General features: G+C 47.2%; 24 protein-coding genes and 1 tRNA gene. 14 read left to right on the plus strand and 11 right to left on the minus strand.

Features of this window, described 5'->3' with window-relative positions:
- Positions 1-5 precede the first annotated feature (5 nt).
- Positions 6-1118, plus strand: a complete 1113-nt coding sequence (locus P8P30_05420) for a polysaccharide biosynthesis/export family protein (protein MDG1286990.1) — start codon at positions 6-8, stop codon at positions 1116-1118.
- 23 nt (positions 1119-1141) lie between these two features.
- Positions 1142-3232 carry a hypothetical protein gene (locus tag P8P30_05425; protein MDG1286991.1) on the plus strand — a complete coding sequence of 697 codons (2091 nt, stop codon included), beginning with the start codon at positions 1142-1144 and terminating at the stop codon, positions 3230-3232.
- Here P8P30_05425 and P8P30_05430 read toward each other — a convergent pair.
- Genes P8P30_05430 through P8P30_05440 form a run of 3 tightly spaced genes read right to left on the minus strand, consistent with a single transcriptional unit; the run spans position 3215 to position 6834 of the window.
- Entirely contained in the window at positions 3215-4351 is a 1137-nt protein-coding gene (locus tag P8P30_05430) for a hypothetical protein (protein MDG1286992.1), read from the minus strand. The genes P8P30_05425 and P8P30_05430 overlap by 18 nt on opposite strands.
- Positions 4338-5522 (minus strand): hypothetical protein, encoded by a 1185-nt coding sequence (locus tag P8P30_05435; protein MDG1286993.1) that lies wholly within the window; start codon positions 5520-5522, stop codon positions 4338-4340. Before P8P30_05435 ends, P8P30_05430 begins: the two co-directional genes overlap by 14 nt.
- Positions 5515-6834: a polysaccharide biosynthesis C-terminal domain-containing protein gene (locus P8P30_05440; protein ID MDG1286994.1), complete on the minus strand. Its 1320-nt coding sequence runs from the start codon at positions 6832-6834 to the stop codon at positions 5515-5517. Before P8P30_05440 ends, P8P30_05435 begins: the two co-directional genes overlap by 8 nt.
- An 81-nt stretch (positions 6835-6915) precedes the next feature.
- On the opposite strand from P8P30_05440, the gene P8P30_05445 reads away from it, so the two are divergent.
- The gene (locus P8P30_05445; GenBank protein MDG1286995.1) at positions 6916-7854 is read left to right on the plus strand and encodes an FkbM family methyltransferase; all 939 of its coding nucleotides are present in this window, start codon (positions 6916-6918) and stop codon (positions 7852-7854) included.
- Positions 7855-7867: 13 nt separating this feature from the next.
- Here P8P30_05445 and P8P30_05450 read toward each other — a convergent pair whose 3' ends face one another.
- The 5 genes from P8P30_05450 to P8P30_05470 form a co-directional block, all read right to left on the minus strand.
- Positions 7868-8911 (minus strand): hypothetical protein, encoded by a 1044-nt coding sequence (locus P8P30_05450; GenBank protein ID MDG1286996.1) that lies wholly within the window; start codon positions 8909-8911, stop codon positions 7868-7870.
- 154 nt (positions 8912-9065) lie between these two features.
- On the minus strand, positions 9066-10889 hold the full coding sequence (typA, locus tag P8P30_05455) for a translational GTPase TypA (protein ID MDG1286997.1): 1824 nt from the start codon (positions 10887-10889) through the stop codon (positions 9066-9068).
- 11 nt (positions 10890-10900) lie between these two features.
- Positions 10901-12193, minus strand: coding sequence for a DEAD/DEAH box helicase (locus tag P8P30_05460; GenBank protein ID MDG1286998.1), 1293 nt, complete (start codon positions 12191-12193; stop codon positions 10901-10903).
- A 25-nt stretch (positions 12194-12218) separates the two neighbouring features.
- On the minus strand, positions 12219-12935 hold the full coding sequence (gene purQ / locus P8P30_05465) for a phosphoribosylformylglycinamidine synthase subunit PurQ (GenBank protein MDG1286999.1): 717 nt from the start codon (positions 12933-12935) through the stop codon (positions 12219-12221).
- 19 nt (positions 12936-12954) lie between these two features.
- Positions 12955-13200: a hypothetical protein gene (locus P8P30_05470; GenBank protein MDG1287000.1), complete on the minus strand. Its 246-nt coding sequence runs from the start codon at positions 13198-13200 to the stop codon at positions 12955-12957.
- Positions 13201-13340: 140 nt separating this feature from the next.
- On the opposite strand from P8P30_05470, the gene greA reads away from it, so the two are divergent.
- The 4 genes from greA to rnd all read left to right on the plus strand — a co-directional run bounded on the left by greA (position 13341) and on the right by rnd (position 16065).
- Entirely contained in the window at positions 13341-13814 is a 474-nt protein-coding gene (greA, locus tag P8P30_05475) for a transcription elongation factor GreA (protein MDG1287001.1), read from the plus strand.
- Positions 13801-14379, plus strand: coding sequence for a hypothetical protein (locus tag P8P30_05480; protein MDG1287002.1), 579 nt, complete (start codon positions 13801-13803; stop codon positions 14377-14379). Before greA ends, P8P30_05480 begins: the two co-directional genes overlap by 14 nt.
- A complete protein-coding gene (locus tag P8P30_05485) occupies positions 14376-14783 on the plus strand; it encodes a (deoxy)nucleoside triphosphate pyrophosphohydrolase (GenBank protein MDG1287003.1) in 408 nt (135 codons plus the stop codon). Before P8P30_05480 ends, P8P30_05485 begins: the two co-directional genes overlap by 4 nt.
- A 121-nt stretch (positions 14784-14904) precedes the next feature.
- Complete coding sequence (gene rnd, locus P8P30_05490) at positions 14905-16065, plus strand: ribonuclease D (GenBank protein ID MDG1287004.1); 1161 nt, start codon at positions 14905-14907, stop codon at positions 16063-16065.
- Here rnd and P8P30_05495 read toward each other — a convergent pair.
- Complete coding sequence (locus P8P30_05495) at positions 16062-16358, minus strand: accessory factor UbiK family protein (protein MDG1287005.1); 297 nt, start codon at positions 16356-16358, stop codon at positions 16062-16064. The two genes, rnd and P8P30_05495, sit on opposite strands and share 4 nt — an antisense overlap.
- Positions 16345-16614 carry a hypothetical protein gene (locus P8P30_05500; protein ID MDG1287006.1) on the minus strand — a complete coding sequence of 90 codons (270 nt, stop codon included), beginning with the start codon at positions 16612-16614 and terminating at the stop codon, positions 16345-16347. Before P8P30_05500 ends, P8P30_05495 begins: the two co-directional genes overlap by 14 nt.
- A gap of 40 nt (positions 16615-16654) precedes the next feature.
- Here P8P30_05500 and rfaD point away from each other — a divergent pair, with 40 nt between their 5' ends.
- Positions 16655-17647 (plus strand): ADP-glyceromanno-heptose 6-epimerase, encoded by a 993-nt coding sequence (gene rfaD / locus P8P30_05505; GenBank protein ID MDG1287007.1) that lies wholly within the window; start codon positions 16655-16657, stop codon positions 17645-17647.
- Positions 17648-17650: 3 nt separating this feature from the next.
- Here the strand turns inward: rfaD and fumC are convergent, their stop codons facing one another.
- Positions 17651-19045: a class II fumarate hydratase gene (gene fumC / locus P8P30_05510; GenBank protein ID MDG1287008.1), complete on the minus strand. Its 1395-nt coding sequence runs from the start codon at positions 19043-19045 to the stop codon at positions 17651-17653.
- A 45-nt stretch (positions 19046-19090) separates the two neighbouring features.
- Here fumC and P8P30_05515 point away from each other — a divergent pair, with 45 nt between their 5' ends.
- The 6 genes from P8P30_05515 (at position 19091) to P8P30_05540 (ending at position 24319) form a co-directional block, all read left to right on the plus strand.
- On the plus strand, positions 19091-19723 hold the full coding sequence (locus P8P30_05515; protein MDG1287009.1) for a hypothetical protein: 633 nt from the start codon (positions 19091-19093) through the stop codon (positions 19721-19723).
- Positions 19724-19776: 53 nt separating this feature from the next.
- A complete protein-coding gene (locus P8P30_05520; protein MDG1287010.1) occupies positions 19777-20475 on the plus strand; it encodes a PhoU domain-containing protein in 699 nt (232 codons plus the stop codon).
- Positions 20476-20576: 101 nt separating this feature from the next.
- On the plus strand, positions 20577-21899 hold the full coding sequence (locus tag P8P30_05525; GenBank protein ID MDG1287011.1) for a hypothetical protein: 1323 nt from the start codon (positions 20577-20579) through the stop codon (positions 21897-21899).
- 233 nt (positions 21900-22132) lie between these two features.
- Complete coding sequence (purB, locus tag P8P30_05530; protein ID MDG1287012.1) at positions 22133-23443, plus strand: adenylosuccinate lyase; 1311 nt, start codon at positions 22133-22135, stop codon at positions 23441-23443.
- The gene (locus P8P30_05535; GenBank protein MDG1287013.1) at positions 23406-24128 is read left to right on the plus strand and encodes a DUF481 domain-containing protein; all 723 of its coding nucleotides are present in this window, start codon (positions 23406-23408) and stop codon (positions 24126-24128) included. The genes purB and P8P30_05535 overlap by 38 nt, the downstream gene beginning before the upstream one ends.
- Before the next feature lie 114 nt (positions 24129-24242).
- A tRNA-Met gene (locus P8P30_05540) sits at positions 24243-24319 on the plus strand.

The raw sequence follows: 24319 nt of genomic DNA on the forward strand, positions 1-24319 counted from the left end.
ATAAGATGAAGATACAGCATTACATCAAGAACAGCCTGTGGCTGATATGCACCCTTCTTATCGCATCTTGTGGTTTTGAAACGGTTAAGCTGCCTTCGTCAGATCAAGAGATTACTTACAATGTAGCGCCGATTGATGAAAAATTGCAGGTGACGGTGGATACTCCCTTCATGGAGGATGCGGCGCCTGCCACAAAATCTAAAAAGAACGTGCCTTACGACTATATTGTAGGTGCGGGTGATTCGTTGCTCATCAATCTTTATCTCGTTAGCTCCGATGGAAGCTCTGGCCTGACACGTATTATTCCACAAGCGCCTGCACTGCCCTCAGAGAATATGTTTTTGGTGGGAGCCGATGGAACGTTAACAGTGCCCTATGCCGGTAAAATGAACGTAGATGGTATGCCGTTTGGGCAGGTGAAAAATAAATTACGCCAATCTTTCCGTAAATATTTTCTAGACCCACAATTAGAAATGACAATGGCGAATTTCTCTTCTTCGCGTGTGCTTGTGAGCGGTGAACTCACTAAGCCGCAGGAAGTAACTTTATCACATAGACCTTTAACGGTGATGGATGCAATTACCACGGCAGGAGGTGCGTTGCCAACCGCTGATCTGCGGAATGCGAAAATTACACGCGCGAATGGTAAGGCTGAAGGGATTGATGTGGCTGCAATTATCTATGAAGGTGCTGCTGATAATAATAAAATACTCCTTGCTGGGGATACGCTTCATATTCCGCGCAATCACGCGAATCAAATTTATGTGATGGGCGAGGTGTTCGATCCGAAAACGTTGACCATGCACCCAACCGGTATGAATTTGACGGAAGCGTTGAGCGCCGTGAGAGGGTTGAATCCACGTACCGCGAAACCATCGACTATTTACGTGATGCGCGAATATGCCGCGCGTAGCGAAGGCAAGCGCGATGTGTCAGTGTATCATCTCGATGCGAGCAATCCAAAATCTTATGTTTATGGCTCTCAGTTTAAACTGCAGCCGCAAGATGTTGTCTATATCGGTAGCCAAACGATTACTGATTGGAGCCGCTTTATCACACAATTATTACCAGGCGGCATTGCCGGCCTGGTTCAACCCGCGCCTTATGTTCTTAACTAGCGGTATTTCAAAGGGAGAAAAGCGTGGCTACTGAATCAGGTATGGTGATCCCTCAGCAAGGGGTAATTGATCTTAAGGCACTAACAGAGCAAGTGATGAAGTCTTCATGGCTCGTCTTTTGTTTTGCCGTGATGTTTGGTTTTATGGCGTTCTTATTTGCTATTCGGCCTATTCCGTATGAGGTTCATGCAACGTTGAATGTTGAGCCGGTGAACATGGGAAGCATTCTTTCTGCTGGGATGAATATCGATACTGAGGTGGGGCGTATTCGCTCATGGACGACGTTAGAGCGCGTAATCAATAAAATGGGACGTTATGGTTTCGTCACGTTGAAATCCTCTTCTGATATGCCAGACCTTTCGGAGCGCCTGAAGTATTTTTTAAGTACGGGTAAAAAACATGAAGAGCGAAAACTACTCCCGATACAGGTGGACCGTTTGCAATTTCCTGAAGCTTCTAATGGAGGAGTGTTTCTACTGGAAGTAACCGGTAAGAATCGTTTTAAAGTGGAAACCTCCAGTGGAGAAAAATTGTTTGATGGACGCGTAGGCGAAGATCAACGCAAGGGTGGGGCTTATTATTTTCATGTTAGTGAATTGAATGCGCCGATTGGTGCCATATTCACGATTTTCCCTCTTTCAACAGAGACCATGATTGAGCGTACTCTTGCTTCTTTGAAAGTTGTGAAGCGTACGGCAGATCGAAATGGAAGCTTAATTGATTTACGCTTCTTTTCAAAGGAACCTTACTTTGCGCGCCACTTGATTGAAACGATTGTGCAAGATTATGTCGAGCAAGCATATGATCGTATTTCTGCTTCGAAGCAACGTGCTATTGGCGATTTGGAAAAGGAACTGGAGCGTTCGGGCGCGAAGCTTGGCACAAGCGAAGAGTTACTCGGAAGCTACATGAAAGACATTGATGTCGCTGATGTCGATGCTGAAATGCGCGGGCAGTTGGAGATGCGTTTGTCGCTTGAGCAATCATTGCGTCAGGTGCAGTTGCAGCGTGCTCAGTTGAAGCAAATTTATACCAAGGGTCATCCGGCGATGAAAGCCGCTGAGGATAAAGAAGGGCAATTGGTTGATAAGCTTACCTTGATTCAAAATCGTTTAGCGCAATTGCCGGAGATTAAAGGAAAACTCTTCACGATGAATCGCAAGGTGAAACAATATGCGACGCAGTATGATTCGGTATTGGAGCGCTATACGCAGCTAAAAATTGATGCAAGTGCGATGAACAACTATGTGAGTGTGGTGAATCTTGCGCGTATCGTGCGTCGTGACTTGCGTAATAAGAGTATTCAGATTGTCGTGCTTGGTGTGATGATGGGCATCATTATTGCGCTTGGGCTGATTGTTTTAAAGAGTAACCTTCGTGCTAATATCCTCGAGCATGTGGATCAGATTGGTATATTCCCAACGCTGTCAGTTTCTGATCTTGAACCTGGTCATACCCAGCGTAGCTATAACGTTAAAAATGATGAGAACACAAAAGCCATTGACGATATTGTTGCCCAGTTCTCCTATCTTGCAAGTAAGAAGAAAAACAACATTACGGTGGTTACGTCGAGTAAAGCGACACAGCGCAAGAGCCGTTTGACACTGAAAATGGCGAAACGTTTTGCGGCTAAAAACGGTAAAGTTTTGCTGATTGATGCGAATGTGAAACATTCTTACTTAGCAGAGTATGTGGGTATTACCGGTGAAGAAGGCTTTGCCAATGCGATGGTGGGCAAAATGCCATCGACCGATATTATTCATCAAATTGATGATAGTGATCTTTATTATATGTCGCCGGGTAACCCAGGTATGAGTATTCAGATTCTACGTGACTTTGAGCGGTTCGATTACTTGCTTGCAGAGTTTGGTAAATTGTTTGATCGCATCATTGTTGATCTGCCATCACAGATGGAATTACCGTTCTGGCAAACGATGGTGAGCCGTACCGGTACGACGATTCACTTCCTCGAAAAAGGTGAGCATATCGATTACGTTCAGCAATATATGCATACCGTGAGCGAGTTGGCGAAAGCCAAGCCTGAGACATTGCATGAGGTGTTACTTTATACCCGCGAAGGTGAGCCTAAGTCAGGTCTATTTAAGCGCGCTTAGGGCTAAATGCATCCACGCCTGAGTCCAACGTAAATAGCAGAGTCTATTCATGTAAGACTTCGTTTTTTGATAGTAAAAATAACCGTTTCTTGCATCCCATAGATGTGTGCAAACACAGGTACCTATCTTCTCGATCAGCGGTTGATATTTCTGCGCATCAATAAGTTTTAAGGTCAAGATTCCTTGTGCCGCTGAATGCGGATCTAGCGGGTATGGGTTGTTATGATAATAAGCGGCTTGGCCATCCTCGTCGAAGAAGGTCTCCGTATAATAGTTGATGCCTTTGGTGATGGCAGCAGCGATGTCGTCTCGCTCTAATATTTGATTGCTGCGGAATAAGCTTTCCAGATTATAGCCAGTATGAAATCCATCGATAAATTGATGATGCGACATCGTACCATAAACCCATTCGCCTTTTTCACCTTGTGCCTTGAGGGTGGTATCAATCACTTTATTGGCGACGTCACGATATTTCACATCACCGCTAGCCCTATAGGCTTTGGTGCAGATAAGCGCACCCCAAAGGCTCGCATTATGGACCAGCGCATCGGAGCTTGGAATATAGGCAATATAGGTGCCCTGTTCATTTTTACGTAGTAAGTGAGCTAAGACAAAATCTGCTGCTGCGAGGGTGAGTTTTTGAGCCTCTTTCGCCTCAATGGTTTTGGCTTCTGCTGCCGCTTCGACAGCGAGTAGGGCATAAGTAGTGCAGATGACATTTGGGACACCCTTGGCGACGAAAAATGCCTTAGCTTGCCAATCAAAAGGATACCCCCATGCAGCTTCACCCCAGTGCGTTGTATCGCTGCGCAGTTCCATCATTTTATCAAAACAATGGTCTGCAGAAGCCTTGTCACCTTCCTGCAAATAAGAGCGAACAAACAGCGCGAGTGCTTTCGCATTATGGGTGCGCGGTACAAAGGTGCTGGCTCGAAAGTTAGCGGGCGCGCGTTTAAAAAATTGTAACCACGCTAAGCGCATCCACTTGGAGCGAGCGAATGGCGTTAGTTGAAATAACTTGCTGTTGAGCGCATCGAACGGATCCCAACCTGCATAATCATGCGCGCGGCAGGTCGTATCAAGGCGCTTATAGAATTTCGCGAAATTAACCGTCTTCATGCTCTTGCCTTTGTAAGCGTTTTTGCGAATGGGTCTCATATTGCATAGCGGCGATGAGGATGAAATAGGTGATTTGATGATAGTGATGCGAGAAAGTGTTATCTGTCACCATGATGATGATATTATACGCAAATAGATAAATACCAAAGCTAGTGCGGCTAAAGATTACAAGGAAACTCAGTAGGAATAGGCTAAAGCCCATTACGCCAAAATCATAGAAATACAGCAGGAACGAGTTATGTACCTGAAGGGGGTAATTGATGGTAATTTCGACGAGCCTACGGGTGGCGTCACCCGCACCGTTACCAAGCAGCAAGTTCGTTAAGTTCTGATTGCCATATTGCCGAAAAAGAATTTGATATTCCTCTAAACGTCCCATGGTGAATTGGGAAACAGATTGTTCGCTTCCACCAAGCACCATTGCGACCACCTCAAAGAATTCAAAATAAAAAACATTGATGAGTGCGGCCACGGCGAGGATGAAAAACATACTGGCCCATGCAACGCGATATTCTGAAAGTTTAAAGGCTTGGCGAACCATTCTATTGATGAGCATGAGGGCTAATATGACGAGCACCGCAGCAAAGGCGATCCGCTTAAAGGCAAGGAAGAATAGGAAGAAAGTAAAGAGCGACCAGCGTTTGCTCTTTTGCAAAATAAAGTAAATAAGGATACCGCCTAAGGGGAAGGCGAGTCCGCTCTCTAGTGGGCCTTGCGAGCCTTCGAGGTCAATGGCACCGCGGGTAGTGCCACTTCCAGTTAACCAGAGTATGAGTGTCGTGATGGCAAAGATGATCACGAGTATTTTGACGGATTTGTTGGTGAAGACCATCAAAGGTATAAAAGCGGCGAGATAGAAAATCGGCCGCATCGCGTTGACCCAGGTGAGTTTATCAATGGTTTCCGCGCTCAATAAAGCACCGACAAACACGAGTGCCGCATAAAGCATCAGGGCGATAATAAACCGTGTATTGGATAAGAAGCGGTAACTAGGAGAGCTAAGAATCCAATAGAAAAATGACATGACTGGTAGTAAATAAATGGCAAATCGCAGACCAGAATCAGACAAGATTGTGAAGGATGGAATGAAGAGCAGTCCAAAGGTTAGCAGCAACAGCATGCCATGATATTGTGCTCGCTTTTCATCGAGGGAGGTCAGGTTGTTACGCATGTTCCCTCACGAGTTTGAATAAGTGTTTCCACCCTTTGATTGACCACACACCGCTATAGAGTTTGGTTAGTTTTTGGAGTTTCTGATTGAGCCAAAAGTTACGGAAGATAAGGCCAAGTGTCATTCCCATCGCCATACCATAAATCCCGAGCCATTGGCTGAGTGTAACCAATAATACCATGGTGATAATAGTCTCAGAAGCGCTGATTTTAAGGGCTGTTTTCTCATGACCGAGCATCATATAGAAATGCGTGGTAGGGCCAGATGAAGTGTTAATGAGGTAACCAAAAGCGAGAATAACAAGAGGAATATAGGCGTCCATATACTCGCTTCCGGCGATAAGGTTTAAGAGGATGTCGCCGCCAAATAAGAGAATCAGAAAGAGAATGCATGCGGGAATGAAAACCATCCAGCAGCCCATTACGAGCAGTTCTTGTAACGTGTCAGGTTCTTTCTTTGTATCGACCTTGGAGAGTTTCGGCGCAATCACAAAAGCCGCGCACCATTGGATGACGCCCAGGAGTGAGGCAAAACGTAGCGCTGCCTCTAACAAAGCAGTGCCTGCAATGCCAATGAGGAAAGGCGATAGCACGACAGGCAATCGCACATTCAAATTGTTAAAGGCGATCGTGCCAAATAAGCGTCGCGCCAGAGCAGTGAAATTAGTTTGTTGTTTGGGCGTGAGTTTGGTGATTTTTATGCCATAGCTTTTAACCGTGATAAAACGATAGATCAGCGCAATCGTAATGGCGATAGCCACTTGTGTGAGGATAAGATGTTCGAGTGTGAGTTGCTCATAAAGGTGAAGGGTTACCATCGCCAGCATCACCGATACGGGTAAAATAATCGACTCTAGCGCATGCGCCGAAATTTGTTTTTCCATCGCCAGCATGGCAGAAGAATAAAAGCCAAAGAGTAGGTAAGCATATCCGGCGAGCAAGGCCCAAAGCACGGTCGTATAGGAGATAAACGGAATAGAATCGCGCAGTAAGTAAGCGCCGATAGCGATGAAAATATAGAATGCTGAATTGAACCAAAAGGCCTGACGAATGCCAAAGCTAAGATAACCAAGTGCTTTCGGAAATTTCTGTTTGGAAACAAGAGTGCTACCTTCGCGCATAAAGCCGGTTGCATAGCCGCAAGGCCCTAAAGCGCGTGTTAATATCCATATGCTATTGATAACGCTATAGACCCCGACCGCTTCCAGTGGGAGGAGGCGAACAAGTATCACAAACCACAGTAGTTGCAGTGCGATGCCGCCGACACGCATAAACATGACCAAAGACATTGATTTGAAGAGCGAATGCAGCATAGTGACATCATGCGCCAAAACGGGTCGTAACTCACGCCGATTTAACGCAAAACGAAAATCATAAGCGGATCATCACAAAATATGGCAACAATCCTACACACGAGCTGCGCAAAAACGCACGGCGGTAGCTTCAACGAGCGTCTAGCAATGAAGTTACTATGGTTGGCATCATGGTTGTTTGTGCCGATTGCATTTCGAGGGTTCTGGCGAGTGACTCGCCCGATTTTAACACTCTTTGGCGTCAAAAGCCGTCAGTGGGTGCAGTTAAAGTCAGGATTGCGATTAAGCGTGGATATGGCTGACCCTTATTGGAATCGTCTTATCTCGCCTTGTTTCGATTATGAGCCTGAGCTGGATTATCTGCTCAGTAAACTTAACGATTACGATTATCACTTTATCGATTGTGGCGCTAATATGGGGTTCTGGAGTTGCATGGTGGCCTCTGCCAAATATGGTGCAAAGCCAGTGATCTCTGTGGAGCCATTGCAAGATAACTTCAAGTTACTTGCCTCGCATGTGAAAGAGAATAATCTACAAGCCGCGTTGCATCAAAATGCTGTTTCACAAAAGGCAGGCGAGGAGCTTACGCTCTACAAACCGGGCGGGCATGCGAGCGTATCGCTGGTTGTTGGTGCAGAAGTTGAAGGGGCGCATAAAGAGCAAGTGACCACGGTGACGATTGATAGCATCACCGAAGAAGCTCGCAAAAATCAAGCAAACTTTGTTCTAAAACTAGATGTTGAGGGAGTGGAGGTTGAGGCGCTCAAAGGCGCTGGCGAGTTTCTAAAAACGAACCCCATTATCTTTTATGAGGATCATGCAGAAGACTCGACGTCAAAAGTAACCGATTATATTTTGAACGATCTTGGATGCATCGTTTATCACATTACGGATGATCATAAGGTGTTGCCAGTCGAAACGGTAGAACAGGCTAATAAGCTAAAGACGGATAGTACCCGAGGCTATAACTTCATGGCCTTTAAGCTAGGCTGTAAAATGGCGGAAATTGTTTTGAAATAGGTGTGGTAATGCCTTACTGCATGCTTATGTGTGTTTGCGGTTGAATCATCGCAATTTGGCGATCCATCAGCACTTGTTGCGCATAATTGGCTTCTTGTCGGCGTGCATCCCATTTTTCCATAAAATGTGAAATGGCCATGGTGGCGCCCATCGTTACGAGGCCCCGCGCACCGGCGATAATCCCATTTTTGGCATGATTTTTAGCACCAATTTTGATATTTTCGTCTTCTTTACCAATCTGGTGATAAACTTTATCGCTATAGCCATCATAAAGTTTATCAAGTTTATTAGTAACTTTGGGGTTCTGTATACTAGCACGCTTGCCCGAATTGCCTTCAATAAAGCCAACATAAAGATAATTCCCAATCCCTCCCGTACCGAGAGCTCCAGCGATTGAGGGGAGTATTCCATTATTTTTAACAGGGCCTGGGTTGGCGTGTTTTGCGAACCTTGCAAGAGGTTCTTCGTGTTCAGAGCTCCACGTTAAGTTGTTGGAAATCTTTTTAACGCTCGCTTGTATTTTATCGAAGAAGCCTTGGCGTGTTTTTTCATCAATTCGCCCATTTGCTTTTCCATGCAAGTCTGTCATGCGCTCGGTAGCGTTTGTACCGCCTACGGTAAAGAGTTCGGCCTTTTTAGTCGCGTCGATTAGGCTGTTTCTGCTGCGGCTCTTGAAGGTAAGCACGATTGCCGTAACCCCTAGAATAGCGCCCACAATAGCTCCAATCACTGCAAAGCGACTGAATGGTTTTTTCGGAGGTACTATAGGTTGCTTCTGTGCATTTTCTTGCTGTTGCTGGTTCTGATATTCTGCTGTTTGTGTGTAATAGCGCTCAGCGCCTGCAGCTGTCGCGGCTTCTGCTGGTGGTGTCTCGGGTGTCGGAGATCCTGCTTCTGGTGCCGTAGGGGCTGTTGCTGTTTCAGCCGTCACTGCGGGTTCGGGTGTAGCGGCTGCCGAGGGAGCGGTGCCGGTTTCTACGGTAGGTGTGCCTGCTTGCTCCGAGAAGACTTTATCGGCGGTTGCGGCTGCTACGTTCTGTGCGTCAGGGTTTTCCATATCTACCTTTATAGCAAAGATAAACGGCCAGTAGTGTTACGGTTTTGTGAAGATTGGTTTTCTGATTATTCCCACTATACGTAAAATGACGCCCACAGGGAGCGCCATTTTACGAATTTCAGGTTGTGTTGGTCTACTGACTTTCCAAAATAAATTAACCTAGTTTTTTGCTCACACGGGTGGCTCTTTTACGGTCATTCGGATCTAGTTCACGTTTGCGAAGGCGTAGACTTTTTGGTGTGACTTCCACGAGTTCATCTTCTTCAATGTAAGAAATCATCTCTTCCAGCGTCATTTTCTTTGGTGTGACGAGGCGAACGGCTTCATCCGTACCGCTGGCGCGAACGTTGGTGAGTTGTTTGCCCTTTAAGATATTGATATCTAGGTCATTGTCGCGGCTATGTTCGCCGACAACCATGCCCGTATAGACTTTATCTTGTGGGCTGACGAACATGATACCACGGTCTTGTAGGTTGAAGATCGCATAAGGGACCGCTTCGCCTTGACCGGTTGAGATCAATGCACCGTTACGACGGCCTTCCATCTCACCTTTATATTCGCCATGGCTGTGATAAAGACGGTTCATGATACCGGTTCCGCGTGTGTCTGTAAGGAACTCGCTTTGGTAACCAATAAGTCCGCGTGAAGGGGCGAGGAAGGTAATACGTTGCTTACCACCGCCTGATGGGCGCATGTCAGTCATCACACCTTTGCGTAAGCTAACTTTCTCCACAACGGAGCCGCTATATTCTTCATCTACATCGACGACAACTTCTTCCATTGGCTCAAGTGTTTGGCCATTTTCTTCTCTGAGAAGAACGCGTGGACGTGAAACGGTGAGTTCAAAGCCTTCGCGACGCATCGTTTCGATCAATACGCCAAGTTGTAATTCACCACGACCACCGACTTCGAAAGCATCTTTGCCAGCAGATTCCGTTACAGTAATAGCAACGTTAGTTTCAGCTTCCGCTAGTAGGCGGTCACGAATCATACGGCTAGTCACTTTGTTGCCTTCTTGGCCGGCATAAGGAGAATCATTTACGCTGAGGGTAATGGCCATTGTTGGCGGATCAATCGGCGTTGATTGTACAGGCACCGTTACGGAAGGATCACAGATTGTATCCGACACAGAAGAAGTCGACGTTCCAGCGATAGAGATAATATCACCGGCAACGGCTTTATCTACCGGTACACGTTCAACGCCTGAGAAGGTTTGGAGCTTCGTTAAGCGCCCAGATTCTACCTGCGTTCCATCGAGGTTGATCGTTTTGAACGGCATGTTCACTGTTGCGACGCCACTCACGATACGACCTGTCAGGATACGACCGAGGAACGGGTCAGACTCAAGCAAGGTTGCGAGCATCGTGAAAGGTGCTTCTTTATCTACTTCTGGTTCAGGCACATGGTCGATGATGAGGTCGAGCATCGGTGTGAGGTCTTTGCGTTCATCGTCTAATTCGCGTGTACACCAACCATCGCGGCCAGAAGCGTAAAGGATTGGGAAATCAAGTTGTTCTTCATTCGCATCAAGTGCCGCGAAGAGATCAAATACTTCATCAACGACTTCATCAGCACGACCATCGGGGCGATCTACTTTGTTGATAACCACGATCGGGCGCAGACCTTGAGCGAGCGCTTTACCGAGTACGAATTTCGTTTGTGGCATTGGGCCTTCAGCCGCATCCGTCAGAAGGATTACACCATCTGCCATGCTGAGTACGCGCTCTACCTCGCCCCCGAAATCGGCGTGACCTGGGGTATCAATAATGTTGATACGGATATCGTTATACTTAACAGACGTACATTTTGCCAAAATGGTGATACCGCGCTCTTTTTCAAGATCGTTGCTATCCATTACACGTTCTTGAACCGACTGGTTCTCACGGAATGTTCCAGATTGTTGGAGAAGTGAGTCAATAAGGGTGGTCTTACCATGATCAACGTGGGCGATGATGGCGATGTTACGAATTTCTTTCATGAGGGGCTCGATTATCTATTTCCGCTAGGTTTAAAGTTACTGGGTTGGTTGTTTTTGTTCTGGCCTTTGCCACTGCCAAAGGCTCTGCCACCTTTAGGGCTAAATTTTTTGGCGCCTTCGCCTTCACTACGGTTTTTCGTCCAAGGTTTCTTGCTTTTTCCACCGCCACCGCTGCTACGACTTGGAGCACCGCCTTTACGTGGGGCAGGGCCGTGATCGCCTTTAGGGTCGAGCATCTTTTGAATTGCGTGCCATTTATCAGCTTCTTCAGGGGAGATAAAGCAAAGCGATTGCCCTTCTGCACCGGCGCGGCCCGTACGGCCTACACGGTGGATATAATCTTCGGGCACGCTTGGTAAATCGTAATTTACGACATGCTCAATATGCGGCACATCAAGGCCACGTGCGGCGACATCGGTTGCAATTAGAATGCGGTAATCTTCGTCGCGGAAGCCTTGTAACACGCGTTTACGCTGCGATTGCTTGAGGTCACCGTGAATGGCGCGCACTTTGAAGCCTTTTTTATGCAGCTTTTCAGCCAAGTTGTCGCAACCGCGTTTGGTTTTGACAAACACAAGGATGGAACCTTCGCGATCTCCAAGTTCTTCGACTAACTTGCCAAATTTTTCGCCTTGAGCAATTTTAATCTCTTTAATTTCGACGTTCTTAGACGTCTCATTCGTTGGGTCAACCGCAATACGCTCTGGGTTATTGAGGTATTTCTTCGAGATTTTAACAATACTGCCTGGCAAGGTTGCTGAGAATAGAAGTGTCTGGCGTACTTTCGGTAAATAGCGGAACATTTCTTCTAGCTGTGATTCAAAGCCCATATCTAACATACGGTCAGTCTCATCGAGAACGAGGAACTTCGCGTCATGAAGCATTAATTTGCCACGCTCTAGGTGATCATTGATACGACCCGGCGTGCCAACAATAATACGTGGGCGTTGTGCAAGTTGAGTAAATTGTTTGCCCATAGATTCACCACCAATAAGCAAAGCACTTTTGATACTTTTTTGACGGCTGGTGAGTTCTTTTAAAATACCCATTACCTGCATAGCAAGCTCACGAGTCGGGCAGAGCACAAGCGCTGAACCTTTTGAATTATTCATCAAGTGGGCAACGAGCGGAATACCAAAAGCAGCCGTCTTACCCGTACCGGTCTGAGCTGAGCCCAATATATCACGGCCTTCAAGTGCCAACGGAATCGACTTTGCTTGAATCGGGGTTGGTTTTTCATACTGCATTTTTCTAAGTGCAGAATTAAGTGCGTAGGGGAGTTCTAGCTCCGCGAAATTTTCCATTATATTCTTTTCTTTTCTGCGGAATTTAGGCCGCGAGTAAACCTTCAAACATAGCGCGACCATCTTCGCAGCCAAGTTGTACGTCAGCATGACGCTCAGGGTGTGGCATCATGCCAAGTACGTTGCGGGCTTCATTAAAGATGCCTGCGATATTATTGAGCGAACCGTTCGGGTTTGCGTCTTTTGTTGCTTCGCCGTGCTCAGTTACATAGCGAAAGGCCACTTGGCCATTATCTTCAAGCGCCTTAAGTGTCGCATCATCGGCAAAATAGTTTCCGTCATGGTGTGCGACAGGAATGTTTACGACTTGTTTCGCGTTATAATCGCGTGTGAAAGGAGATTCTGTATTTTCAACGCGCAGGTGTGTGTCTTTGCAGATAAATTTGAGATCGCGGTTACGCATTAAAGTGCCGGGAAGTAAGCCGCTTTCGGTTAGAACTTGGAAGCCATTACAAATGCCGAGAACTTTGCCGCCTTTATTAGCATGTTCAATTACTTGTGCCATGATAGGCGAACGGGCAGACATTGCACCTGAGCGGAGGTAATCGCCGTAAGAGAATCCACCCGGTAAAACGACGATATCGCATTCAGGGAGTTCGCTATCACCGTGCCAAACTTTGAGCACTTCATGTTCAGCGTCAGCGCCTTTTGACAAGCCAGTCAAGCCCCATGCTGATTCGAGCACGGTAAAGACATCGCGATCACAATTAGATCCAGGAAATACAATAACAGCAGCTTTCATGTTGCCCACATAGTGGATTTTAGAAGCCGAAGCTACCTAAAACTGCCATTGGGTCCTTACTTCTTGCCTGTTTTGCTTGATAGGCGTTGGTCAGACGCGTCACTAATTCAGGGCTCTCCGCAAATTGATGAGCATAGGCTTGGATGATTGCCTCACTTTTGCCACCGGGTGAGCCATCTAAAAAATGCTGTGTATTGGCGCGAACAAGTAAGGCGGCTTGTTGCATCTCGTCGAGTAAGTCGAATTGTTCTTTTCCTGTTTTCATAAACTCACTTTCTCATAAAAACCTTATCAAAGAGTGAAGGTTTCCTTTCGAAAGAGTAAAGATTCAAGATTGCATTCTCTTGCAATCATCCGCTTTTTTGTTACTGTCTTGTTTTGCAAATTTTGAAAGTGGTTACGTGTATGGAAAAAGTTCCCGTCACAAAGGAAGGCTTTGTCGCTATGGAAGTGGAAGTCAAAGAATTAAAGAATGTCGTTCGCCCCGAGATTATCAAGGCGATTGCTGATGCTCGTGAGCATGGTGACCTGAAAGAGAATGCGGAATATCATGCTGCACGTGAGCGTCAGAGTTTTACCGAAGGTCGCATTGGCGAGCTTGAATATAAAATCGGCCATGCTGAAGTGATAGATGTGAAATCTCTCTCCGGCGATACAGTTAAATTTGGCGCGACTCTCAAGCTTATTGATGAAGATACTGAAGAAGAGTTGGTATATCAGATCGTCGGCGATGACGAGGCAGATCTTAAGAAACGTAAAATCTCTTATGCCGCACCCATTGCGCGCGGTTTGATGGGTAAAGCTGTTGGGAGTTCTGTCGAGGTGCATACGCCTAAGGGGCTGAAATATTACGAAATTTTGAGCGTTGAGTTTAAATAAAACAATTCTGAGTGTTGCGGTGCTAGGGCTGATGGCTTTGGCAGCGGTTTCTTTATTTAAATCACCCATACAGGCGTTCGAAGCAAATGTGGGCTTAGCTGCTGTAGAAGCGATCGACACTGCTTCTGTGCCGGACTTGGTGATAAAAGATAAGCCTGCAACGTCGGTTAACTTTAGAAAATTGCAGCAAGAAATTGCTGAGTTTAACGCCGCATGGCCTACATTAAAGCAGCAGATTCTTGAGAAAGAGAAGGGCTATATCTTTATCGGTGAAACGCCAGAAGAGGCTCTTAAAGACTCAAAGAAAAGCCACGCCATTTTGAAAAAAACAAAGAACTGGGTGGGTAAAGTGGAAAACCGTATGGGCGGGAAAATGAAGAAACTCGATCAAATGGTGATCAATGTCGATGAATATTGCCAAACGGTGTCTGGTGGCGCAGCGGAAAGCCAATGTGTTGAAATAAGCGACCATATCCATCATTACGAAGCACGTATTTCGATTTATACGGGGATGATGGTCGTGATGAAAAAGCGTTATGAAGAGGCTAAGGCGGTATTGAAATGAAAATGATAACGGTTGCAGCCGCCGCTTTGCTGGATGATCAGCGCCGCGTTCTGGTAGGTCAGCGCCCCGAAGGCAAGCACATGGAAGGCTTGTGGGAGTTTCCCGGTGGTAAGATTGAGCAGGGTGAAACACCGGAAGCCGCGTTAGTGCGTGAGCTAAAAGAAGAACTGCAAATTAAAGTCACACAGCAAGACCTTAAGCCGATCAGCTTTGTGTCGCACGCGTATGAGGGCTTCCACCTGCTCATGATGCTTTACGGCTGCACTCGTTGGTACGGTAAAGTCCACGCAAATGAACATAGTGACCTTAAATGGACATATGCAGACGCATTATCGCGTTTACCGATGCCTCCAGCTGATGCGCCATTGATTGAGCCGCTCGGGCGCTTTATGCGTGAGAAGTAGTTTGATTTTAAGGGTTTAAATAAAATGGTGTTCATGCGCCGTGCATGTTACGCCACCAAGGGTGGACTGGCCTTGTCAGTCTTCCGTGAAGCGATGATGAAGAAATGAGTATGATATAAACATGACTGTTACCTTAATCACTGAAACGAAGGAGCTGGATAAGCTCTGTAAAAAACTTGCCAAAGAGCCTTTCATTACGCTGGATACCGAATTCCTGCGTGAGAAAACCTACCATCCGCAGCTATGCCTCGTGCAAATTGGGGGTAAAAAAGACCGCGCCGCGATTGATCCGCTGGCCGAAGGGATCGACATGCAGTCGCTTCTTGATTTACTCGCGAATCCGAAAGTGCTGAAAGTTCTGCATGCGGCGCGTCAGGATTTGGAAATCTTCTTCCGTATGATGGGGCAATCGCCTGCTCCGTTATTTGATACGCAGATCGCCGCGCAAGTGCTCGGTATGGGTGATAATCTCGGCTATCAAAATCTAGTGGCCAAAACGCTCGATATCCAAATTGATAAAGGCCAGCAATTTACCGATTGGTCGCGCCGTCCGCTCTCCGATTCACAGCTTGAATATGCCATCGGCGATGTTGTGCATCTTTACGATGCCTATCTCATTATGATGAAAGACCTCCTAAAACGTGGCCGCGATATGTGGCTGGTGGAAGAAATGGAATCGCTCACTAAGCCGGAGATGCATTATGTGGAGCCTGATCAAGCGTGGAAGCGCATCCGCTCGCGCCTCAAAAGGCCGCAGCAAATGGGATGGTTGCGCCAATTAGCGGCGTGGCGTGAAGATACGGCGCAAGAGCGAAATGTGCCGCGTGTGCGTATTCTGCGTGATGATGCGTTAGTCGAACTGGCGACGAATTTACCTAAAAGCGAAGATAGGATGCGCTCGACCCGTGCTTTCCCGCAGCATTTAAAGTCTGATTTGCGGCACGAGCTTTGGAAGCTTTGCGAGGCTCTACCTGAGTTGCCCGAGTCCGAGTGGATTGAACCGATCAAGAAAAAACGTATTAGTGCCACAACCGAGGGGCGTTTAGAGATGCTTCGTCTGCTGATGAAGCAAAATACCCGCGAGCATGATGTGTCTGCGAGCTTCATTTGCAATCGCGATGGATTGGAAGATTTCGCTTCTGGCGATTACGCCGAAGACCATCCGCTCTTGCATGGCTGGCGCTTTGAAGTATTCGGTAAAGACGCGGTCGATCTAATGCAAGGTAAGCGCGCGGCCATTCTCGACCCCAAAACCGGCGATATCCGTTTTAAAGAGATTTAGGATTTCTTCTTCGGTGCAGCCTTTTTCGCAGTTGTCGGCTTTTTAGCTGCTGTTTTCTTTGGCTTCAGCGTGCTCAGTTCTTTACGTAAAGCTTCATTTTCTTCGCGGGCTTTTTGTGCCATTTTGCGCACGATCTCAAACTCTTCGCGCGTGACAAAGTTCATCTTGGTGGAGAGTTTCTCGAATTGCTGCTGTACCATACGTTCCACTTCGTGACGCATTTCAAGCATGCTGCTCGCAGCACCGGTTGCCATTTTGGCAATATCATCAAAAAACTGGTTATTTTTTTGCATTTTTACGTTCCTTCACTGCGCGATAGATACCATAGAAGCTGATGCCAATCCATATGATTTCCAAAATAACGGAAGCGGTGTTCCAGCTCCAGAGTAATGAAATAAGCAAGAAGATAGCCGAGAACAGATTCAAAATAGAGTAACTAAGGTGGCGGACGCGAATTTTTCGCATTTGCAGCAGGTAGTAGGCCAGTAGCAGCAAGACTACGCCAATCATGCCGATCATATCGAAAAGTAAATCTAAATTGAGTTCCATATTCACCCTTCTTTAACCTTTGGCATGATAAAATCATAGTATGAAAATTATTCTTATTATAGGTGGTGCAGGGTTTATCGGTTCTAATCTTGCTAAGCGCCTCGCAGATCGCGGTACGCATCGTATTGTAATCGCGGATCAATTCGGCAATGGTAAAAAGTGGAATAACCTCGTCCGAGTGCCCGTCGATGAAATAGTGCACCCGGAGAATCTTTTCTACTGGCTGGATAGCTATGGCGAAGAGGTGGATATGGTTTACCATCTGGGCGGGATCGCAGATTCAGCCGAGGGTGATGTGGAAAGCATTATTGAGTCGAACCATAATTTCCCGCTACTCGTATGGCGCTGGTGTGCTGAGGCTTCTGTACGCTTTATTTACGCCTCATCTTACGAAGTTTATGGCGATGGCGCGCAGGGCTTTGATGATACGGAAGATCTCGATTACCAACGTAAATTACGCCCGTTAAATCCGAACGGGTGGAGTAAGAAATTACTTGATATGCATGTGAGCGGCGCGAAGGAACGTGACGAAGCGGTGCCTCCGCAATGGGTAGGTTTACGTTTATTCAATATTTATGGCCCGAATGAATACCATAAGAAATCGAGCCGTTCTGTTGCACTGAAAATTTATGAAGAGGCTTCTAAAGGCGTACCAGTTAAGTTGTTTAAGTCAGGCAATGATGCTTATGCTGATGGCGCCCAAATGCGTGACTTTATGCATGTAAGTGATGCGATCAACATGCTGGAATGGTTCCTTGATACGTCAGATGTGAGTGGCACGTTTAACGCCGGTAGTGGTAAGGCGCATAGCTTTGAAGAATTGGCAAATGTGATCTTTAAAGCGCTCGGTAAGGAGCCCAATATCAAATATGTTGATATGCCAACGGACGTGGAGGGCCAATATCAATATAAGACGGAGGCCACAATCCAGCGTTTGCGTAATATCGGCTATGACCGCCCTATCATGACGATGGAGCAGGGCATTACCGACTACATTCAGAATTACCTGAAGAAAGATGATCCTTATATTTAAGGGTTAACCTTTAGGGCCGATCATCAGTTCTGGTTTTACCCATTCATCAAATTGTGCTTCTGTCAGTAGCTCTAGGCTAAGGGCGGAGGCTTTCAAAGTCGTGCCTTCCCTATGCGCTTTCTTGGCGATTTTGGTGGCGTTATCGTAGCCGATATGGGGGTTAAGCGCCGTTACTAGCATTAATGATTCGTCACGCAGCTTCTCGATGCGTTCAACATTAGCGGTCAAGCCTTCTAGGCAATTTGCGGTGAAGCTGTTGCAGCCATCGGCAATCAAGCGAATCGATTGCAGTAAGTTATAGGCCATAACGGGTTTAAATACATTCAGTTCAAAATGTCCGTTCGAACCTGAAACAGTGATAGTCGTGTGGTTTCCCATCACTTGCGCGGCAACCATGGTGAGCGCTTCGCATTGTGTAGGGTTCACTTTTCCCGGCATGATCGAGCTGCCCGGTTCGTTCTCCGGTAATTGTAGCTCACCTAAGCCGCAACGCGGGCCAGAGCCGAGCATGCGGATATCATGTGCGATCTTCATCAAGCTACAAGCGATCGTATTTAACATGCCTGAAAATTCTACGAACGCATCATGTGCCGCCAATGCTTCAAACTTGTTTGGTGCGGTTTTGAACGCAATGCCCGTGACTTTCGCTACTTCCGCCGCAAATGCCTCGCCGAAGCCTTTGGTGCTGTTAATGCCGGTGCCGACGGCAGTGCCGCCTTGGGCAAGGTTTAACATGCGGGGTAGGGCGGCTTCCACGCGTTCTAGCGCATAATCCATCTGCATGACATAGCCTGAGAATTCTTGTGAGAGCGTAATCGGCGTAGCATCTTGCAAATGTGTACGGCCAATTTTGATGATACCGTCAAATTGCGTCACCTTCGCACTTAGCATATCGCGGATGCTGGTAAGCGCGGGTTTTAGTTCATGATGGATTTGCTCCACGGCGGCAATATGCATCGCGGTAGGGAACGTATCGTTCGAGCTTTGTCCCATATTCACATGGTCATTCGGGTGGACGGGGTTTTTGCTGCCAATCTCACCGCCCATCATTTCAATTGCGCGGTTAGCGATCACTTCATTGCTGTTCATGTTTGTCTGTGTGCCAGAGCCTGTTTGCCAAACGACGAGCGGAAAGTTATCATCCCATTTGCCGTCGGCGACTTCTTTCGCTGCCGCAACGACGTTATTGCCAATCGCCTTATCCAAGCCCGCAATATCCATATTTACGGTGGCAGCAGCGCCTTTAAGGATGCCCAGCGCTCGTACTAACGGTTTTGGCATGGTTTCCGTACCGATTTTGAAATTCATTAGGCTGCGCTGTGTTTGGGCGCCCCAATATTTATCGGAAGGAACTTCCAATGGGCCAAAGCTATCAGATTCGGTGCGGGTGCTAGTCATGATTCATTTCCTTTTTGAGGTCTTTACGCGTAAGATCCTTTAATCATGAGCACATCACAAAGTCCATCCTATTGGCAGCAGGCGATAACCGAACTCTCTGAAAATGACCCCGTGATGGCAAAAATCATCGCACATTACCCGGGGGAGTCGATCGAGAGCCGTGCAGATCCGTTCCTTACGCTAATGCGCTCGATTACGGGGCAGCAAATCTCGACACGAGCATCTGCTGCGATCTGGGGGCGATTAGAGGCGTTATGCAATGACTCTTTAACGCCTAAGAAGGTGAGCCAATTGCCGGAAGAGGAACTGCGTGCCGTAGGCTATTCTCGCATGAAGGTGAGCTATTTGCATTCATTGGCTGAGTTCTTCCTTAACCGTCAAAAGCCAGAGCGCGATTGGGCGGAAATGTCGGATGCAGAAGTGATTAAAGACGTGACCCAAATTAAAGGCATCGGCGTGTGGACAGCAGAAATGTTCCTCATGTTCCATCTATTACGCCCGAATATTTTGCCGCTGGGTGATCTCGGTCTCGTTAATGGGATTGCTAAGTTTTACAATGAAGGCGAGAAGTTGCCGCCTGCAAAGATGACGGAACTAGCGGGAATCTGGCACCCTTGGCGCTCCGCCGCAACGTGGTATCTGTGGCGCAGCTATGATGATGAAGCTGTCGCATATTGAGACTAGGCGTATAAAAACTTCCCATTTTCAGCGAGCTAAGGCATAATTAGCCTATGCAATTAGATAAACAGCACGCCCATGCGGGCTATGATGAGATGGTTCAGGAAATGCTCGGTGATATGACCAGCATGAAGGACATTGTAGAAACACTCCTTGAGATGATGGTCAAAGCGGTCGATGGCGACGAAGTCAGCCTGCGTGAAGCCAAGACCATTGATAAGGAAGTTAATGAGCTAGAGCAAAAAGTCATTAGTTCGCTGCATTCGCTGCTCACCAAATATTCACCGGCGCTTGATGAATTACGTTTCCTGATGGCGATGATGCAAATGGCCTCTCGCTTAGAGCGTATGGGCGATATGGCGAAGGCCAATATCCGTCGTTTAGAGAATGCATGGCCATCTGAGGGTAAAACCCTTCCCGGTCCGGTGCAGAAGGCCGCGTTGCAAATGCTTGAACTAACGCGTGAGATGCTGGCCTCGGCCATGCGTAACGTCTCAGAATTTGATGTGGATCGCCTTTCGCGCAATCTTGGGCGTGAAGATGAGGTGAATAGCCTCTATCTCGGCGTGCTTGAAACGATCGAAGATGGTCCGATGAAGGCGTGGAAAAAGGATATGAGCAAGTATAATGCCTTGCTTATGTTGCTTAAAGATATCGAACGCTGCGCCGATCAAAGCTTTGAAATTGGCCGTATTTCCTACTTCGCCCATACTGGCGAACGTCCGAAAAAGAAAGAAATCCGCAACTCTTAAGCGCGTAGCCACGCCAGACTGTCACAAATCCTTCACATATCTGTCAACAGACGGTCACATTTTATCTGCATAATGAATGGAGATAAAACAAGGAGACCGTAATGGTTGTCGGCATAAAAGATAAAAAGTATAATAGCAGCTATGAGTATCATGAACGAGACGCATCGAATGATGCTGGTCTTGGTACAGCTGGTATGTTCGCTGTTGGTACTGGTGCGGCAGTCAAATATGGCCCTGGCGTTGTACAAGGCACGGTAAAAGGTGCGACGACTTTAGGAACAAAAGCCGTAGAGGGTGTCTTAAAGACGGATGTAAGAATAGGTTCAGCGTTTGGGCGTGGAGCTGCTGGTACGGGTGCTGTTACTCTTAAAGGTCTTGCGAAGTCAGGTGCAGGAAGGGTTTTAGGACCTGCAGTGACAGTGGCCATGGCCGGACCTGACCTTATCAATGGTGGTAAGAAAATTTATAACGGTGAAAAAGGCGGCGGGCGCCAAATTGGTAAGGCAGTTGCTGAAACAAGTGGAGCGCTTGCGGGTTTCTGGCTCGGCTTTACGGCAGGTAGTGTTGTGCTAGGTGTTGGTAACATCGTTGGTGGGATCGGCGGAGCAATTGGCGGTTATCTCCTCTCAGAAGGTGCGGGCAAAGCTGTTGATCTGGCTACGGGCGAAGATGATCAACAGGCAGGGCAGCGCTATGAAAAGGAAACTCGCCAAGAACTAGCAGCGGTGATCCAAGCAAACTTTACGGAAATGACACAAGATCTAGCTGAGCTTCATGCATGGGACGCCGGTACTGATTCCGCACAAATAGCGGCTAAAGAAGCGAAAATTAAAGAAATAGAAGGGCATATAAAACGAACTATCAAAGCTAATAGTAAGCACTTAGCCATTATGGAGGCTGCTGGCGACATAAGCCCGACAGATGTTCTAGATACGAATAAGGCAATGCTAGCAGAGTGGAATAAAGTTAACCCTGCTGCTATTAAAGCGCAAGCTGCACTCGCGGCAGTGGAGTTAGAAAAAACCAACCAAGCCAACGCTGAAGCGGCAGTAGTGGCGAGTCGTCAAGGGATCTATGAAGCTGCGACGAATGATTTAGGGGTTAACGGAAATCGCGTAGTGGATGCCACAGAAGAGGCGATGTATAAAGCTATTCTAGCCAGTAACGGTAACATGGTTGCTGGAGATGATAACATCGACAAAGAGTTGCAAGTTGCCCTTCAAACAAACGCTGTTAAATCCGACGGAAATGGAAACGTAGTCATTAGTGGTGCGGCCCAAGGTGTTCAAGATATGCTGATCCCAGAAAACGTGTTCGCAGGTGCGATTCAAGATTTGAGTGTCGCGCTCGAAGGAAACGGTGGAGCAGATTTTGCGAGTATGGGACAGCAGAACGAAGCTGGTGTGAGCGTGAGGACTACCTAACCTCTAGCCACCTATCCCTAAATAAACTTCTCCCTCCTCTCAATTTTCTTTAATCTCACACATTCCGCGCTTGTTGCGGAATTTCGTGCTGGCGGGCTGAGGCTTTGCAATAAATGCGGAGCGTGGCGTTGATTCGCAAGAAGCCTAAAGCGAAAAACCTCCGCTCGGTAAAAATCGTTACTGGGCTGTTTAGTTTTCTTGCCTCAATTGTCATCTAGCGCTATACCCCGCGCATGATTCCTAGATACTCACACCCCGACATGGTGGCGATTTGGTCGCCTGAAGTTAAATTCCGTATTTGGTTCGAGATTGAAGCGCATGCGTGCTCTGCCATGGCCGAAATTGGCACGATCCCAAAAGCCTCAGCGCAAGAGATTTGGGACAATGCGCCTGAAGCCTTTACCGCTAAAGATGTGGCGCGTGCTGACGAGATCGAAGCGACGACTAAGCATGATGTCATCGCCTTCCTAACGATGATAGCTGAGTATGTCGGTGACGAAGCTCGCTTCTTGCACCAAGGCATGACTAGTTCTGACCTGCTCGATACCGGCCTCGCCGTACAACTAACAAAAGCGACCGATCTTCTATTAGAAGATATGGATAAGCTGCTCGAAGTGATAAAACGTCGTGCGTATGAAAATAAAGATGTCCTCAAAATGGGCCGTAGTCACGGTATCCACGCCGAGCCAACCACTTTTGGCCTAACGCTGGCCACCTTCTATGCCGAGTTTAAACGAGGTCGTGACCGCCTTGAAGCTGCGCGTAAAGAGATCGCGACCTGTGCGATTTCCGGAGCCGTTGGCACCTTCGCGAATATCGAACCTGAAGTAGAAGAATATGTGGCGGATAAAATGGGTCTCGTAGTAGAGCCTGTTTCGACGCAAGTCATCCCGCGTGATCGTCATGCCGCTTACTTTGCCGCGTTGGGCGTCATTGGCAGCTCTATCGAGCGCCTAGCCACCGAAGTTCGTCATATGCAGCGTACCGAAGTGCTCGAATGTGAAGAGTTCTTCTCTAAAGGTCAGAAAGGTAGCTCGGCCATGCCGCATAAGCGTAACCCTATCTTGTCAGAAAACCTAACCGGCCTTGCACGTCTTGTGCGTATGGCGGTGGTGCCTGCGATGGAGAATGTCGCTCTTTGGCATGAACGCGATATCTCGCATAGCTCTGTCGAGCGTATGATCGGCCCAGATACGACGATCACTCTCGATTTTGCCTTACGTCGTTTAACGATGATGATGGAAAATCTTGTCGTTTATCCTGATAATATGTTGAAGAATCTCAACAAGCTGGGCGGATTATCTTTCTCTCAACGTGTGCTTCTCGCACTGACGCAAAAAGGCGTGAGCCGTGAGGATTCCTACAAGATTGTTCAGCGTAACGCGATGAAAGTATGGGAAGAAGGAAAAGACTTTCTTACCGAGTTAAAGGCTGATAGTGACGTCACCGTAAAAATGACAGATGCGGAATTAACTGCGCTGTTTGATATGGGAGTACACACACGTCATGTTGAAACAATCTTTAATCGCGTTTTTAGCGACTAGCGCCATTGGCACAGCGGCGATTGCCTCTGATGCCTTGCCTTCTTTTGATGGATTTAAAGGCGAATTAGAAGCTGGTGCAAGTTTTCAATCCGGTAATACCGACTCAACTGAGCTGCATTTAGGTGCAAAAGGTGAGCAAGAGCTGAATAATTGGCGCCATCATTTCGATGCGAACGCCTATAATAGCAAGCAAAATGGCACTCGCAACGATGAAGAGTACCGTCTTGGTTTTGGTTCTGACTGGAAAATGAATGAGCGCGACTATCTCTATGGTCAAATTGGTTACGTTAATGACCGCTATGCGGGTTTTAACTACCGTATTACTGAATCTATCGGTGTTGGTCGTCGTTGGGCTGATGATGGCGTTTACTTGCTTGATACACGCGTGGGCCCCGGTTTGCGCCACACGAAATTCACCACAGGTGATAAAGAAGATAGCTGGATCATTCTAGGCGGATTACTCGCGGGTTGGAAAATCAACGACCATGTTGAGTTGGGCGAAGAAGCGACGGTTGAATATTCGCCCGATGGAACCATTTTTAACTCATCAACTTTCCTAAAGAGCAAGCTAACGGAAGTGCTTTCTTTCAAGGCTGGCTTTGATGTTGAGCATAAAACAGAAGTGCCAACCGGTTTGAAAAAGACCGATACACGCACTACTGCAGGTATCGTTTACGGCTTCTAATGTAAGCCAATTTGCTAAGCCCTCGTAAGAATTGCTCTTGCGGGGGCTTTTTTTAAGGTGACAGGGCAGCAGGGGTTTGTTATGAAACGCATCCTTGCATTATATGATGCTCGTGGCGGAGTAGCTCAGTCGGTTAGAGCAGCGGAATCATAATCCGCGTGTCGGGGGTTCGAGTCCCTCCTCCGCTACCA

The organism is Rickettsiales bacterium (assembly GCA_029252805.1).
In the GTDB taxonomy this organism is placed as follows: domain Bacteria; phylum Pseudomonadota; class Alphaproteobacteria; order Rickettsiales; family JALZUV01; genus JALZUV01.

Bases quoted from the DNA above. Each gene is read 5' to 3' on its own strand.
- P8P30_05420 (MDG1286990.1), top strand. From the start codon at position 6: ATGAAGATACAGCATTACATCAAGAACAGCCTGTGGCTGATATGCACC.
- P8P30_05430 (MDG1286992.1), bottom strand. From the start codon at position 4,351: ATGAAGACGGTTAATTTCGCGAAATTCTATAAGCGCCTTGATACGACC.
- P8P30_05435 (MDG1286993.1), bottom strand. From the start codon at position 5,522: ATGCGTAACAACCTGACCTCCCTCGATGAAAAGCGAGCACAATATCAT.
- P8P30_05440 (MDG1286994.1), bottom strand. From the start codon at position 6,834: ATGCTGCATTCGCTCTTCAAATCAATGTCTTTGGTCATGTTTATGCGT.
- P8P30_05445 (MDG1286995.1), top strand. From the start codon at position 6,916: ATGGCAACAATCCTACACACGAGCTGCGCAAAAACGCACGGCGGTAGC.
- P8P30_05450 (MDG1286996.1), bottom strand. From the start codon at position 8,911: ATGGAAAACCCTGACGCACAGAACGTAGCAGCCGCAACCGCCGATAAA.
- typA (MDG1286997.1), bottom strand. From the start codon at position 10,889: ATGAAAGAAATTCGTAACATCGCCATCATCGCCCACGTTGATCATGGT.
- P8P30_05460 (MDG1286998.1), bottom strand. From the start codon at position 12,193: ATGGAAAATTTCGCGGAGCTAGAACTCCCCTACGCACTTAATTCTGCA.
- purQ (MDG1286999.1), bottom strand. From the start codon at position 12,935: ATGAAAGCTGCTGTTATTGTATTTCCTGGATCTAATTGTGATCGCGAT.
- P8P30_05470 (MDG1287000.1), bottom strand. From the start codon at position 13,200: ATGAAAACAGGAAAAGAACAATTCGACTTACTCGACGAGATGCAACAA.
- greA (MDG1287001.1), top strand. From the start codon at position 13,341: ATGGAAAAAGTTCCCGTCACAAAGGAAGGCTTTGTCGCTATGGAAGTG.
- P8P30_05485 (MDG1287003.1), top strand. From the start codon at position 14,376: ATGAAAATGATAACGGTTGCAGCCGCCGCTTTGCTGGATGATCAGCGC.
- rnd (MDG1287004.1), top strand. From the start codon at position 14,905: ATGACTGTTACCTTAATCACTGAAACGAAGGAGCTGGATAAGCTCTGT.
- P8P30_05495 (MDG1287005.1), bottom strand. From the start codon at position 16,358: ATGCAAAAAAATAACCAGTTTTTTGATGATATTGCCAAAATGGCAACC.
- P8P30_05500 (MDG1287006.1), bottom strand. From the start codon at position 16,614: ATGGAACTCAATTTAGATTTACTTTTCGATATGATCGGCATGATTGGC.
- rfaD (MDG1287007.1), top strand. From the start codon at position 16,655: ATGAAAATTATTCTTATTATAGGTGGTGCAGGGTTTATCGGTTCTAAT.
- fumC (MDG1287008.1), bottom strand. From the start codon at position 19,045: ATGACTAGCACCCGCACCGAATCTGATAGCTTTGGCCCATTGGAAGTT.
- P8P30_05515 (MDG1287009.1), top strand. From the start codon at position 19,091: ATGAGCACATCACAAAGTCCATCCTATTGGCAGCAGGCGATAACCGAA.
- P8P30_05520 (MDG1287010.1), top strand. From the start codon at position 19,777: ATGCAATTAGATAAACAGCACGCCCATGCGGGCTATGATGAGATGGTT.
- P8P30_05525 (MDG1287011.1), top strand. From the start codon at position 20,577: ATGGTTGTCGGCATAAAAGATAAAAAGTATAATAGCAGCTATGAGTAT.
- purB (MDG1287012.1), top strand. From the start codon at position 22,133: ATGATTCCTAGATACTCACACCCCGACATGGTGGCGATTTGGTCGCCT.
- P8P30_05535 (MDG1287013.1), top strand. From the start codon at position 23,406: ATGTTGAAACAATCTTTAATCGCGTTTTTAGCGACTAGCGCCATTGGC.